At 38.1% G+C, this 13,713-nt stretch carries 15 protein-coding genes and 1 tRNA gene; 8 read left to right on the forward strand and 8 right to left on the reverse strand.

From position 1 onward, the window contains the following. Window positions 1-18: 18 nt before the first annotated feature. Entirely contained in the window at window positions 19-369 is a 351-nt protein-coding gene (locus ACFILL_RS03805; RefSeq protein WP_375630953.1) for a TrbC/VirB2 family protein, read from the reverse strand. A 157-nt stretch (window positions 370-526) separates the two neighbouring features. On the opposite strand from ACFILL_RS03805, the gene ACFILL_RS03810 reads away from it, so the two are divergent. Next, on the forward strand, window positions 527-1,270 hold the full coding sequence (locus tag ACFILL_RS03810) for a nuclease (protein ID WP_375643286.1): 744 nt from the start codon (window positions 527-529) through the stop codon (window positions 1,268-1,270). 599 nt (window positions 1,271-1,869) lie between these two features. Here ACFILL_RS03810 and ACFILL_RS03815 read toward each other — a convergent pair. Together ACFILL_RS03815 and ACFILL_RS03820 are read right to left on the reverse strand one after the other, a co-directional pair. Next, a complete protein-coding gene (locus ACFILL_RS03815; protein WP_375630955.1) occupies window positions 1,870-2,313 on the reverse strand; it encodes a hypothetical protein in 444 nt (147 codons plus the stop codon). 3 nt (window positions 2,314-2,316) lie between these two features. After that, window positions 2,317-2,655: a YqjD family protein gene (locus tag ACFILL_RS03820; RefSeq protein WP_375613241.1), complete on the reverse strand. Its 339-nt coding sequence runs from the start codon at window positions 2,653-2,655 to the stop codon at window positions 2,317-2,319. Window positions 2,656-3,653: 998 nt separating this feature from the next. Here ACFILL_RS03820 and ACFILL_RS03825 point away from each other — a divergent pair. After that, entirely contained in the window at window positions 3,654-4,556 is a 903-nt protein-coding gene (locus ACFILL_RS03825; RefSeq protein ID WP_375630956.1) for a MotA/TolQ/ExbB proton channel family protein, read from the forward strand. After that, on the forward strand, window positions 4,553-5,134 hold the full coding sequence (locus ACFILL_RS03830; RefSeq protein ID WP_375643288.1) for a biopolymer transporter ExbD: 582 nt from the start codon (window positions 4,553-4,555) through the stop codon (window positions 5,132-5,134). The genes ACFILL_RS03825 and ACFILL_RS03830 overlap by 4 nt, the downstream gene beginning before the upstream one ends. A gap of 833 nt (window positions 5,135-5,967) precedes the next feature. Here the strand turns inward: ACFILL_RS03830 and dut are convergent. Together dut and ACFILL_RS03840 are read right to left on the reverse strand one after the other, a co-directional pair. After that, the gene (dut, locus tag ACFILL_RS03835) at window positions 5,968-6,498 is read right to left on the reverse strand and encodes a dUTP diphosphatase (RefSeq protein ID WP_375643289.1); all 531 of its coding nucleotides are present in this window, start codon (window positions 6,496-6,498) and stop codon (window positions 5,968-5,970) included. Window positions 6,499-6,757: 259 nt separating this feature from the next. Continuing rightward, a complete protein-coding gene (locus tag ACFILL_RS03840; protein ID WP_375643290.1) occupies window positions 6,758-7,567 on the reverse strand; it encodes a VIT1/CCC1 transporter family protein in 810 nt (269 codons plus the stop codon). A gap of 1,074 nt (window positions 7,568-8,641) precedes the next feature. Here ACFILL_RS03840 and ACFILL_RS03845 point away from each other — a divergent pair. From ACFILL_RS03845 to ACFILL_RS03855, 3 genes are all read left to right on the forward strand, one after another. Next, window positions 8,642-9,280, forward strand: coding sequence for a hypothetical protein (locus ACFILL_RS03845; RefSeq protein ID WP_375643292.1), 639 nt, complete (start codon window positions 8,642-8,644; stop codon window positions 9,278-9,280). 289 nt (window positions 9,281-9,569) lie between these two features. Further along, a complete protein-coding gene (locus tag ACFILL_RS03850; RefSeq protein WP_375643293.1) occupies window positions 9,570-9,782 on the forward strand; it encodes a hypothetical protein in 213 nt (70 codons plus the stop codon). An 843-nt stretch (window positions 9,783-10,625) separates the two neighbouring features. Beyond that, complete coding sequence (locus ACFILL_RS03855) at window positions 10,626-10,832, forward strand: hypothetical protein (protein WP_375630961.1); 207 nt, start codon at window positions 10,626-10,628, stop codon at window positions 10,830-10,832. A 42-nt stretch (window positions 10,833-10,874) separates the two neighbouring features. Here ACFILL_RS03855 and ACFILL_RS03860 read toward each other — a convergent pair whose 3' ends face one another. Then, window positions 10,875-11,399 carry a type II toxin-antitoxin system PemK/MazF family toxin gene (locus ACFILL_RS03860; protein ID WP_273790913.1) on the reverse strand — a complete coding sequence of 175 codons (525 nt, stop codon included), beginning with the start codon at window positions 11,397-11,399 and terminating at the stop codon, window positions 10,875-10,877. A gap of 108 nt (window positions 11,400-11,507) precedes the next feature. On the opposite strand from ACFILL_RS03860, the gene ACFILL_RS03865 reads away from it, so the two are divergent. Further along, window positions 11,508-11,645 (forward strand): hypothetical protein, encoded by a 138-nt coding sequence (locus ACFILL_RS03865; RefSeq protein ID WP_375643294.1) that lies wholly within the window; start codon window positions 11,508-11,510, stop codon window positions 11,643-11,645. A gap of 53 nt (window positions 11,646-11,698) precedes the next feature. Here the strand turns inward: ACFILL_RS03865 and ACFILL_RS03870 are convergent, their stop codons facing one another. Further along, on the reverse strand, window positions 11,699-12,271 hold the full coding sequence (locus ACFILL_RS03870; RefSeq protein ID WP_273790912.1) for a disulfide bond formation protein B: 573 nt from the start codon (window positions 12,269-12,271) through the stop codon (window positions 11,699-11,701). A gap of 12 nt (window positions 12,272-12,283) precedes the next feature. After that, window positions 12,284-12,889, reverse strand: a complete 606-nt coding sequence (locus tag ACFILL_RS03875; protein ID WP_273790911.1) for a YqaA family protein — start codon at window positions 12,887-12,889, stop codon at window positions 12,284-12,286. A 222-nt stretch (window positions 12,890-13,111) separates the two neighbouring features. On the opposite strand from ACFILL_RS03875, the gene ACFILL_RS03880 reads away from it, so the two are divergent. Then, a tRNA-Leu gene (locus tag ACFILL_RS03880) sits at window positions 13,112-13,196 on the forward strand. Window positions 13,197-13,713: the final 517 nt, after the last annotated feature.

A 13,713-nucleotide genomic window follows, 5' to 3' on the forward strand; every position in this document is an offset into this window, starting at 1 on the left:
AGGCTAAAGTTAAGCGAATTAAGACATAAACATTGATGCGATTTGTGGTGCACCAAAAACAATGCCGATGCCAACACAAACAAAGAAAGCTTTACGCATTTCAACATAACCAGCAATCCATGCAAGCCCAATACCAGCAACCGCAATCGTCGCAATCGATTTTGCAATGTTTCCTGTTAAAGCTTTGACTAATTTATCAAGAGCGCCTTCAATTTTTCCAAAGTCACCTGCGGCAAATGCTGGTTCACTCAGTGCGATGAAGGCAATAAACAGCATCAATGCTGCTGTTAACCATTTCTTTTGTGTGTTGGATAGAATAGTTTTTTGTAAGGTATGTTCATTAATGAACGAATTATTCATGTTTTTCATGAAAATTCCCCCGCTTTATGTTTAAGTTGATCATAAAATTAATATTCAAAATATTAATCGGGAATCATATAAATGAAAAAAATAAATTTTTCTATCGATAAATTAATAATATTTAATCTTTTATTATTTAATGAACAAAAATATAGTAATATTCAAAATGATACTTTTAAAATATCTTCGATCAGCGCCTAAATATATTATCTTAATTTGTATTATTATTTTAGGATACTTTTATTTAAGTCAACATAATGAACAACTTACTCAAACTTCTTTTTTAAAAGGATCAGAAAAGACAATTGGAAACCCCGTTCAAAATCCGAAGTCACAATTGATAGATTATGCAAACCAACAAGACGTAAACCAACAAAATGTGGTATTGCATCCAGAACCACTCGCATCACAATTTTATGAAGAAAATGTGCCGGTCTATTCCGGTGCTATACAGGTTACAAGTGGTGTGACCTTTAAAATGATTACGCTTGTAGATGATGGGTGGAGAAAAAAGATCATCCGTGATATCCGCTTATATGGTGTGGAAAGCTGTGAAATGAGGCAATTTGCCTCACGCAACGGAGTTAAGTGGCCTTGCGGTGCTTTTGTTACGGCTTGGCTTGTTTCAAAAACAATTGATAAAAAGGTTACTTGTCGGCAAGCACGTGTCGTTCAACAGGTTCATTATGCACAATGTTTTGTAGATGGGGTTGATCTGGCGCGGTTGGGGCTTGCTGAAGGGTTGATGGTGTTGACAAAAGATCAGCATCATTTTCCATCCCCAGCAGACTATAAAACCCTACAATCTGCTGCTCAAAAAGCACAAAATGGTTTATGGTCGAGCCAATTTCAACAACCAGAAGATTGGCGAAGAGATCATGGAAGCTATAATCCCATTGACCATAATTAATATTGACCATTATTGATAAAGCGTTCTCTCAAGCGCTATTTAAAAATCAAGACAATATTCTACTGCAAATCTTATCAGAAAAAAGTTAATTATAATCCACACAGTCCTTGGTGGACAACGCTCGTTATGGAAAATTGTTGTGTTTAAAGCTCGCTTACGCATATAGGTTGCTCACTACAGCGCTATGGGAGAGCGCGTTTCCTTCCCCTAAACAAAATAGTCATTGTAACAAACATGAGTGTTCAGAAAAATCTGAACACATGCAAACTACTGATGTGACCTATGGTCATGAAAAAAGGTTTATGAAAAAATAGAGAAAAGGTAAAACTGAAAACACCTTGCCTTCAAAAAACAACCAATTGCTTCAAATCAAACCAGAATTTTTAATGTAAGTTTTGCCTTATGTTGTTATGTTCATGAAATATGGGTTGCAATCTGAAAGAGAGTGTAGCGGTTCTATGGAATTTTTAGCAAAATGAAGGGGATTTTTTTTCAGGCTTTTGAAGAAGCTAAAGAGACTATGAGGAAAAAAATGTGCTTTCTTTTGCTATAAAAGAAAGCACACTGAGGGGGAATTTAGAGTGACAGTTTTACATATTTTACTTTGAAAAGCGGTCTTTTTTATCTTTTTTCCACAAAAAATAAGTTGCAAGTCCGAGAATGGGAACACCCAATTTGGCAAAAGGGAGATGTTGACTGAGAGCTGCAAGGCTGGAAACGGTCGCATCTGTCATGAGTTTGTGGCGTTGTTCTTCTGTCTTTTTTTGTTGGTCATAGCGTTGATAAGTTTTGAGAACGCGACTGATAATAAGACCTAATCCCGCAAGAGAAAGACAAATTAAAAACATGATACTGGCGGCAGCAAGAGGCTTCATAACAGAACATAACGCAATAAAACCGATGGTACATAAAAAAAGCAAAGACATGAAGAATGAAATGCCAATAAACCCATAGAAAATTGCTTGAAGGCGTACTTGCTTGACTGTGCTTTTAAGCCCTCCACCGACAAGATGGTTTAAAAGAGGCGCGATAAACTTATGCATTGCTTAACGACGCAGTAATTGAGAAAGAATAAAACCAACCCCTGCGGCAAACAAAACGCTTTTGCCAGGATTTTTGCGAACGCATTGATTCATGGTTTGTTCAAGATCACTGATTTTGTCTTTTGCTTGAGACATCATGTCTTCACCACTTTCTTTCGCTGAGTGATATAGTTTTTCCGCTTTGTCTTTGGCGGCGTTGAATTTGTTTGCACCAAGATCTGTTAGGGTTGAGGTAATCCCTGAAATTTCAGTGCGTAACGTTTCTAATTGTCCTTGTAGGTCTTTTTGTTGGTCTTTTTCTACGGCTGATTTATCGTGCTGTGTTGTTTTATTATGGGCCATGGTATTTTTCCCTCTTGATTCATTATATTTGTATTGGTGTGTTCATAGTGATCATTTGCATTGGAGTGAAAATTTTCACTGCTTGAGTAACGCCAAAAGCTTTTTTTGGTTCCTTTCATTTTGTCGAATTTAAAACTGTTTTTGATAAAATAAATCTTTCCTATACGATATGCTTTGTCTGTAAAGGGTCGCATCTGTTGAGAATTGTCTTATGCTTTTGCAGCAATTTAGCACCATTCTTCAGTTTCTCGTGGCGCAGTTTTTTATAAAAGTTTTTTAAAAAGCCTGTTGAGGTTTATTTTTTAGGCTTGTGACAGGTAAAAAACATCGTTGTTGCGATTTTGCGGCAGAAATAATGTCATTTTTATGCTTTTGCAGAAGAAAAAGAAAATAATATTGCGGCTCTTTGCTCTCTATGTATTTGGGGGCAACACGCGCTCCCCATGATACTTTTGGTCAGTTTAAGATATTGCGATAGTTCTTTTTTTAAACGTAAGGTATATTTTTATTTTAGGATAGGGACTTCAGTGCACGGGTTTTTAGAGATGTGCGTATCCTTTTCTTCAAGAGTTTTATGATATTTTTGCTGCTTGTTTCATGTAAGAAAATATTTTGTTGGCTTTAAAAGAGCCGCTGAAATGAGAGAAACTTTGCGATATGAGAGATTTATTTAACAGGAACGATGATAAATTATTCTTATAAATTAAAATATTATATGCGATACTTCTTGTAAGTTTATCATTTTGCCTAATTTATGCAATAAATTGATTGGGTAAGATAAACTTGTTGAATTGTTAGAGAAAAATTTCTTGAGTAATTTCTTTAAAATTAAGAGAGAGCTTGTGGAATAAAACTATACTTGATTTATCAAGTTTTCTTTCTTAAGAGGAATACACAAGTGACGTTAAAAGGGTAGTGGCATTTTGGAACAGTGATGCTATGCGGGGTGACGATCCAGCTCATAAATAAAGATAAGAGCACAAGAATGTGAGATAAAAATGGAATCTGAAACAGTCCCTTTAGATAAAACAGTCCCTTTAGATAATATGTCTGCTGTATTGACAGTGCATGATTTTTCTCCTCTTTCTATGTTTATGGCTGCTGATTGGGTGGTGAAAGCCGTTATCATTATTTTGTTACTTGCTTCTCTTATGTCTTGGACAATTGCTTTTGTGAAAATTGTTGAGATCACTTTGGTAAAACGAAGAGTACGTCATGAACTTCAATTGGTTCTAAATGCTCAAACTCTTACGCGTTTGGCAGCGAGCTTGAAAGAAAGCAAAGGGGCTGGTGTGTTTTTTCTCAAAGAAGTCCTTAAAGAGGTGTATCTTTCTGCACAACAGGTTCATTTTTCTGCTCCTGAAGGGATAAACGAAAGCTCTGGTGAAAAAACCAGTACAGAGGAAAGGGCACAAACGATTGAAGATATTCTCTTTTATGAGGAGAGCAATCAATATGAAGATGTTTCCCGCGATGTTCGCGATGCTAAGGCTCGTGATGTTCATGAAGGTTTAAAAGAAAGGGTTCATTCACTTTTGTCACGCTGCTTGCTGGCTGCTACACGCCGTGTTGCATGTGGAAGCGCTGTTCTTGCAACTATTGGCGCAATTGCTCCTTTTGTTGGTCTTTTTGCAACTGTTTGGGGAATTATGAATTCTTTTATTGGGATTGCTCAGTCTCAAACAACGCGACTTGATGTGGTGGCGCCTGGAATTGCTGAAGCCTTATTCGCAACGGCTGTTGGGCTTTTTGTGGCTATTCCCGCCGTTGTTATGTATAATAGCCTTATGCGTGCTTTGAGTGGTTATCGTAGTGATTTAGGTGATATCGCTGCTGCTCTTGAAAGGCTCTTGAGCCGTGAACTTGATAGACAAAGACAACAGAAAAGTCATAAAAAATGAAAGCAAGCCTTAATAATGATTGGGATATAGACGAGAGTGGGTTGCAAAGCGAAATCAATGTGACCCCTTTTATTGATGTTGTATTGGTGTTGCTTATTGTTTTTATGGTTGCAGCGCCTTTGGCAACATCTGCCATTTCCGTTCAGCTTCCTTCTATAACTCAAGCACCTTCAGTGGTTCAGTCTGATGAACCTCTTTATGTTACGTTGCAAAAAGATCGTTCTCTTTACATTGGTGATCATCTTGTAGAACAAGCAGCTTTGAGAGAAGCTTTGTTGAGGGAAACGACGCAAAATTTAGAGACAAAAATTTTAATCAAAGCGGATAGCGAAATTGATTATGGTGCTGTCATCGATTTATTAAATCAAATACGCATGGCTGGATATCATAAAATCGGTCTTGTAGGATTGCAAAACTCTACCAATCTTGTCTCAAGAGGTGAGATCAATAATAAAACAACAGGGGTAGCGAACGCTGCTGTCGATGGAGCGGGCGGTAACGTTGTGGGGCATGTGGATGCCGTAACAACGAGCACTACGGGAAACGCTAATATTCCAGCCGATGTCTCTGATCAGTGATAAAAAACAGCCTTTGTTGCAGGAAGCAAAGCATATTACTCAAAGTCGTAGAGTGAAATTGATGAGGGTTCCGTGGATTTATTAAACCAAATACGCATGGGTTTGATATTATGCAGGGGATTCATATATTGAATCGGTTTTTTAGGATTAAGCACTACTCATCTTGCCGCAAGAGGTGCGATCAAGAAAACAGCAGAGGCGATTGTTGTGTGTCTTAATACATCTTAAAGCCCTTTTTGCGGCGGTGTTCATAAATGGTATAACCGTAAAGCCCCCGTAAAATAATCAAAAAATCTATCGAACCTCACTCTCTTTATGCTTAATAAAAGAGTAAGCGAGCACCATTATCGTATTTATATTTTTTTCCCAAGACAGTGTTAATATACGTATTCATTGTAGGCATTTTTTCAGTTTTTATCTGTATGCTAACCACGTTTGGAATGTGAGAAACATGCTTTTGATTGATTTAATATAAATAGGCTTGCCATGAAACAATCTTACAGTATTGAGATCTCTCATTTAAGTTGAAAGACAATTCATTATTATTATAAATCAATATGATGTATAGATTGTCGACATTACAAGCAGTGTGTGAACGCTCAATGGTTAATGCCAATGTTTTTGTTATGGGGGAGGGGTATCTGGTGTTAATGAAGTTTTGTATAGCGCACGAGACGTAATTGAGAGATGATTGTTTAGAGGTGCGTTTAGTGAAAAAACTTTGAAAGCAAATGCGCACTCCTTCTGCACTTTAAAAGCCCAAGGGGTTTTAAGTGAAAGAGTGGTTGGAATAAGTATGTGTTATTTTGAGAGGAGCGATTTTTCAGAGCTTCTTAAGTGTGTCCCGTTGAACCAAAACCTCCTGTTCCACGGCTCTCGTTATGGCTTTGGGTATTTTGCTCTGGTTCAATGGCGCAAACATTAACTTGAGATACGGGGGCGATGACTGTTTGGGCAATGCGCATGCCCCGTTGGATTGAAAAGTCTTCTTGTCCTAAATTGATAAGAAGGACTTTGACTTCACCACGGTAGTCACTATCAATCGTTCCTGGAGTGTTGAGGCATGTGATGCCATGTTTTAAGGCTAAGCCAGAGCGTGGACGTATTTGTGCTTCAAACCCAAGAGATAAATGAAAAATGAGACCTGTTGGAATAAGTGCCCGCTGCCCAGGGGCAAGAACAAGCGTTTCTTCTTCTCCAATTGCTGCCCGTAGATCAAGACCCGCAGAACCTGCTGTCGCGTAGCAAGGAAGTTCTAAACCTTGTCCGTGTGCAAGACGCTGAACAAATAAAGTCTGGGCACGTGAAGATTGAGAAGAGACAGGATGGTTGTTTAGAGAGGCGTTGGTTTCAGTGTGCGACATGATCAAGGCATTTCCAAAATATGAGGTCTAGAAGAAAATGATACTTTAACAAAAGATATCTATAAAACCAAGTCGATAAAGGTGTGTGGATATAGGTTGTCCCCAGAGCTTGCTTATCATCTCTTACTGACTTAAAATATTCCACAACACCACCTAACATTATCAATGGCATTTTTCAATAATGGCATCATCAAGGATGGCTTATGCCTAGGGGCATGCACTTATTTGAGATCTAAATTATGGTTACAGATAAGATTTTTTAGATACTACCGATAAGAATACCCGTGGCAAAAACCAGAGCACCACCAATGATGACCTGTAAAGAGGCGCGCCAAAAGGGAGTGGACATGAATTTGTTCTGAATCCAGACGATGGCGCCTAGTTCGAAAAAAACAATGATAAAAGCAATAATTGTCGCTACATAAAAAGAGTTGATCAAATAGGGAAGAGTATGACCTAGTCCTCCTAATGTTGTCATGATGCCGCTGGCAAGACCTCTTTTTAATGGCGAACCACGCCCTGATAATTTGCCGTCATCATGGGCTGCTTCTGTAAAACCCATTGAAAGTCCCGCACCAATTGAAGCTGAGAGCCCTATCAAAAAAGTTTGATGCGTGTCTCCCGTGGCAAAAGCTGCGGCAAAAATGGGGGCAAGGGTAGAGACAGAGCCATCCATTAATCCTGCAAGACCTGGTTGAATCCAAGTCAAAAGTGTTTGTCTTTGCATTTTTGAAGGTTTTTTTATGGTGTGATTTGCCGCTGTTGTTTTTTGGGAGGGATGGCGGCTCTTTCCTTTCACAAGAGAAGTTTTGTCACATAATGAACCGATAGTGTTTGCACGATTATGACAAGAAAGGCACAAAAGTTGCTTATAATTTTTAAGCTCTTGAAGCCCCATAGCGGTAAAAACCGCGGCTTCCTTAGAGGAATAAGGTTCTAGAGCTTTTGCATATTTTAAATAGAGCGCCGCATGTTGCTCTTTTAATTTGAGCGCTTTAAGTATCACGTTTTGTGCTGAACGAAAGGACAGAGCTTTACGTTGTACAAATGAAAAAAACGATCTCAACATTTTCTGTTCCTCTGCACTTTAGAATAATTCTAAAACATAAGAAAAATAAACCGAAAGTCAATCTAAAAGTTAAAAACTGACAAATTACAAAAAGGTTGCACTGAGAAAAAAGGTGCTGGGATGTTGAGAAAGTACAAGGAGATTTATCAAATGGAGACGACAGGGGTGCATGAAAGAAATAATTACGTGAAAAAATTTAAGAGACAATGTGCTTTATTTTGCTACAGGGGCGTTTGAATGGAGCATTCTAATGTATTGATGCTCGAGAATATAGGAAAGGAATAAGCTAGCATCATCATTCATTTGATGCGTTCAAAAGACTGTAACAGCTCTTAGAATTTGAAATGATTCTTTTAAAGGAGATCTTTATTCAAGGGATAAAAGCCCATTTCGCGAGGGGCCCCCGTGAAGAGTATAGAAGGGTAGAGCCGCAAAATTTCCATGAAATAATATAAACTCCATTGAGTCTTCTTAATCTTTACGCTTCATAAAAGAGCAAGCTGGCATCATCATACACCTTAGCTCCCAGTGTTGCGACAGTCTTTAGCACGGTTCATTATAGGCATGGCATTTTATTGTACAGTTTTACGCCACTCATTCTGCTTGTGGAGGTGTAAGACAGTATTCTTATGATATTTACGCGCATTTTAGCGTTGTTACAGCTTTTGCATTTAGGTGGATTTGTTAGCGTGTAACGAATTATCTTTTGTGCTGTAATTACAGGGGCAGGTTTAAGGGTGGGAGTGTATAAATGACAGAGATATTATCATATCAAATTGTTTGATCACGCATAAAAATTTACACTTTATGAAGGGGCATTTATCGCCTTGTAACTTGCCTGATATCTTGTATGAAAGCCCAAAATTCAGTAGGATTCTCTCATTTCAAAACTTCTTATATTGAAGCAATTCAAATCATTTTCTTGTGGATCACAAGGAAGGGTGTGGGTGCTGTGTTTTTATTTAAAGTATGGGATGAGTTGAAATGTGAAAAGTGCATAATCTCTACGCGTTAACAAACGTTTTTGATGTTTTTAAAAAAGAGCGAAATTGTGCAGAAAAAAAGGGAGCATATATGGAAATTGATGAAAGTTTGAAATTTTGGCGGCTTTCTGAAAAACTAACGTTATTGCAGGCAGCGTTATTGATAGCGGGCTTGAATCCAGGAAAATGTCTGTTTGACAATGAAATAAAACCAGAAAAAAGTGGTATTTACGAAGGAGGGCGGCAAATACCGTTTGATAAAACTGCTCATTTCCGAGGAGCTTATAATGCCATCGTTCAAGCGGGAAAAGAAGGGCAATTAAAGATGAAATTGTCGTATGCTCCTTTTGGTTATATAGATGCAGATTCCTCATATGTTCTCGTTGAAGATTTAAAAGAATGGCTTTCATCGCGTGGTCTGTACCCTCCATTTTTTTTCCCTGAGGATAATTCTGCTGAGACTAAGGATCAAAAATATAAGTTTCAAGATCCAACGCATCCACGTTATGCTCCAAAGCTTGCAGCTATTGTTGCGGCATGGGAAGCGGTGAGTGAGGCTGAGGGTGGTAAAACTGTTAAAAGAACGCTTATAAAGTGGCTTAGTGAAAATGCCGTTCAGTACAAGTTGGTGGATGATAATAATTTACCAAGAGAGAAGCTTATTGAGGAATTAGCGGCTGTTGCGAATTGGAAACCTATCGGAGGGGCGCCTAAGACACCTGCCAATTAATTTTATCAAAAAAAAATAAAAAGATCACTAAAATTGTGCTGCTTTTTTTGATAATTTTGAAGGTAATCTCTTTTTCTGGGGGAGATTTTTACTTTTCTTCCCTAGATTATAAGTAATTGTTTTTCAATGAAAATAATTTTTATAGTGTTCCTCTGACTGTTCAGGCGGGGGAAAATAGACATTTTGGGGCAGTAAAATTTACCCTGTAGTTTTCGTAACTTACCTCTCTATTTTTGTTTGATTTTTTTGGTCATTTTTAAAATCCAAATCAATTAAAATGGAGTTGAAAATGATAAAAATATTTTCTTTTTTTACGGTGCGTGGAAGTGCAAAAAATCCTCAAGTCAATGCACCGATAAATGCACCAATATTGAAGCAGCCTGTTGCCGATGAGGTGGTGCGTAAATCGTTTAGAGTAGGTGTATTGTCGTGTTGGTTAAAGTTTGAACTTATCCTTGTTATGGAAAAGGTCAAAGCTGAGCGCCATACGCTTTCTCCATAAAGAAATCTTGTCATCTATGAGCGAGTGAGGATTTCTCTTGAAAAATTTGCACAATAGCAAAACTCGTTAGCAAAACCCGTTTTGTGGTGTAACAAAAAGGATGTCATAAATGATTATCTCATCATAAATATGCTTTAAGAATAACCCGTGCGTGGCGAAAGTCTATGGCGTAGTCGCTATAGATTTTTGCTCCGTGTGTGATGATCAATACTCTTGTTTATCTCTTGTCAATGCAAGTGCCCATGAAAGTGATGGATGTCTATTGCTCCATTGTGATGCTTGGTGGTTCATGTTTAGAAACGACAAGTGTATTGAACGCGATAGGGCTGATAGAAAGGAAAACGTATCCTGTAAAAATAGGTGTGTCTTTAAAATAAAGCTGATAAACGAAATTATTTTTTTATCTACCTTTTATATGGTGAGAAAAAAGGCATTCAAAGTGCAAGCATAAGCAATTCAGCAGTAAATCCCAAAATAGCATAGATCGTTTCTAGGAGAACAGGGAAGAAAATCTATCTGCAAAAACTATGTTAGGTCATGTGACCGGTGAAATAATGTGGTTAGGGCAATAAACAATTGTTTTTGGTGAAGAGATAGAAATCGGTCGTGTGTTGATTTCTGGTTTATTAGAGAATTTTCTTTGTTATCTCGTCAAATACGATCGTTTGAGGTGTGGTCATATAAAGCGAAGCTTTTTTTCAATCTTGGAAAGATATTCCCATTGCGGAAAATCATATAAAGTTTAAGCAACGGCAGCACGATTTTTTGTGCAATGAAATGATAAGTATGTACAATATCTCGGTAATCTCCATGGGAAACTTTACCGGATCCAAGGTGTGGATATTGTCTTCTGCTTACCCCAAATCGCAGATATTTCAAAACAACAACGGTGGAGCAAAACAACAACGGTGGAGAATGAATGTTGGATATGTTCTAGGGAAGGTTGCAAAAAATGGCAGTTTTCAAAAAAATACTAAAAATGACGAAAGGAGCGGTTTCCCACTCCTTCGTTCCTATCTCCCCTTGCGGGGAAGCGGCCACCATTACTGATGCCGTGTATGCTGATATAGGTACACTTATTTTTCTCAAAAGTCAATACTGTAAATGCGGTAAATATTTGAGCATTAGAGCTACAACTTTATGAAAATCTTCGCAGGATAACCTTGGAACGGTACGTGAGCAACTTAAACGACTTACAGAAACTGTTGTGACATAATTGCAGATAATCCACGCTTTTTTATTCTCTATGGGAGATTGTATTGGATACGCAGCGGGATTATTGGGTTGTGATTTCGTTGAAAAAGGTAAAACTGTCACATTTCCATATAATTTTGCATTCTTAGAAAGCACTAAAACAGGCCGCTTTTTCCAAAATTCAGGGAGTATCGAATCATGAGGAAAATCGCACCAAAAAACTTGCCTGATGCGTGGTGCCGATTTGATTCGTGGTTTTATATGAGGTGGTTTTTCGTAAGGCGCATTTAAATCTCTTTCTTTTATATGCTCACGCCATGCATTATGATCATGTTCCATCATAACACATGGTTCTTCAAGTTTGGTTATATCTAAGGAAATAGGTGATAGGGTAGAAGGCTCTGTATTCTTATCTTCAGCCATAGCAGACCATTTATATTTATTGGTCCCCTCACTTATTATTTTACGGCTTTTCTATCACGAGTTTTTATCAAAATGTTGCTTATAAGTACAGAGAGGTGAAACCATAAAATGGATGTATCTGCTTATTTTTGTCTTTATGAGTACAACGCTAGAGGAGGGATGTTGGTGACTCGTTGGTGTTGGTGGGTTGGTTTGGCGGTGGGGTGGTTTTGGGTGGGGATTGGTGACTGGAGAGTTGTTGGTTAGGGGGGAAGCGATTGGAGAGAACGAGTGAACGCGGTTTCGTTTCTATTTTATGGTTAGAGTTTTTTATTGCTTGAAAGAATGCCTTTTGAAGTAATATAGAGGCTTATAAGGCTGAAAAATAGGCTTGAGACGACATTCCAACCGGCAAATGAAAGAAAAAGAAAGCGTGCGGATGCTTCAGAACAAGAAGGGGGATGAATGTTGTTTAATTGGCTGAGCAGCTGGTTAATGTCTGAGGTTTTTCTGACTGCGCTTAAACCACAACTGAGGGGAGCAGCCCAAAAGCCATATTCAACACCCGCATGATAAATGGCTAAAACAAGGCTGATGCACATTAAGACAAAAACACACAAAAATAAAAGTTGTACCCAAGCAGTTATGCGAAAAAAATATGCCCCAAAACCTGCTAAAAGCAAAAATGGTATGGCACCATAATAGGGGAAACGCTCTATGAGACATAAATCGCAAGGAAGATACCCTCCGAAATGTTCAAAACCAAGGGCAATACCTATTGTGGCAGACAAGCAAAAAGCAAGAAAAAAAGCCCACAAACTTTGTTCTTTTCTGCTGGGTTCAAGATGAAGGTGCTTGTGTAAAAGTGGGTGAGAAGACAAAACGCATGCCATTAAGTCTGTTCCTTATAAAAGCTTCCTGTTTAAAAAAGCTATGAAAATCCCATAAATTAAAAGGAGGCTAACACAACCAATGAGAACAATCCATTTGAAATGCTGTACTAAAAAATTCATTGCTTTTTGTCCAAAATGTTTAATCAGCCACGCGAGAAGATAAAAACGAGCGCCTCTAGAAAAAATACAAATAAGCATGAAAAGTTCAAGACGTACACTCATTACACCGGCCAAAATTGTGACAATCTTGATGGGGGGAAGATGAAAAAAACCTGATGTTATCAGTAAAATGATTAGAAATTGCAGGGTTGCACTATTTTTCAGAGATTCAAAACTTTCAACCTTACCATAAATTTCTAAAATGGGTTTGGCAAGGGTATCATAGGCAAAATGTCCGATAAACCAACCGGCAATGCCTCCTAATACAGAACAGATTGTCGCAATCAAAGCATAGCGATAAACCCGCTTTTGATGGATAAGAAGCATCGGAATATATAAAACATCTATGGGAATTGGAAAAACAGAACTTTCAATAAAGGCAATGAAACCAAGCCAGTGTGGTGCTGTACGCCGATTTGCTAAAGAAATCGTCCAAAGCTTTAATTTGTTTAATATCATGAGGCTTTTTATAAGTTTAAGAGGTAAAGACTTTACAAATGAGATTGCTATAAATCCGGTAGAGAAATCCAATAAAGAAAATATTCCATAAAATAGATAAGAAAATGATATGAATTCTTAAAAAATGAGAAGTCTTCTGTTGACGAATCTGTGCTTCTTCATATAGTGCAAAGGAATAATCGACAAGTCTATCTTTTATAGTCCTGTCTTTTATAAAAGTGTGCGGGTGTGGTGGAACTGGTAGACGCGCCAGACTCAAAATCTGGTTCCGAGAGGAGTGTCGGTTCGAGTCCGACCACCCGCACCACTTCATAAATATTTCCCTTGATCCTGTTATGGCGCATCACTTTGGTTTATAAAACATGGGATTTATAAAACATGGGGGGATTTATAAAACATGGGATTTATAGACCGTGTTCAATGTTTTGCATGTTGAATGAAAAACCTCGAATACCGTAGGATTCTCTCATTTCAAGTCTGCTTATAGTAAATCAACCAAAATCATGTCGCTCGTACGTTACAAGCTAGATGAGCTCGCGTGGAGTGAAATTTTACAAAAAATGAATAAAAATGCCTCTTATGCCGTTTCAAGGGCATCATTGGAGGTAAAGTGTATGATGGATGGTGCCAGCTTGCACTTTTATGAAGTGTAGAGATGGTGCTCTATAGATTTTATATTCTTGTAGGTGCTTTCGCAAAATGGGCTTGAGGGTTTTGAGAGATGTTTCTTTAAAACACGCATGTGAGTTGGCAACCAAAGTGTCTTGAATTTGAGTGTGTTTGGTTTGAAGCGTTGTCGTATGACATGAGGGGCGTGATCGCCA

This window comes from Bartonella sp. AP20NXHL, from assembly GCF_042196165.1.
GTDB lineage: Bacteria > Pseudomonadota > Alphaproteobacteria > Rhizobiales > Rhizobiaceae > Bartonella.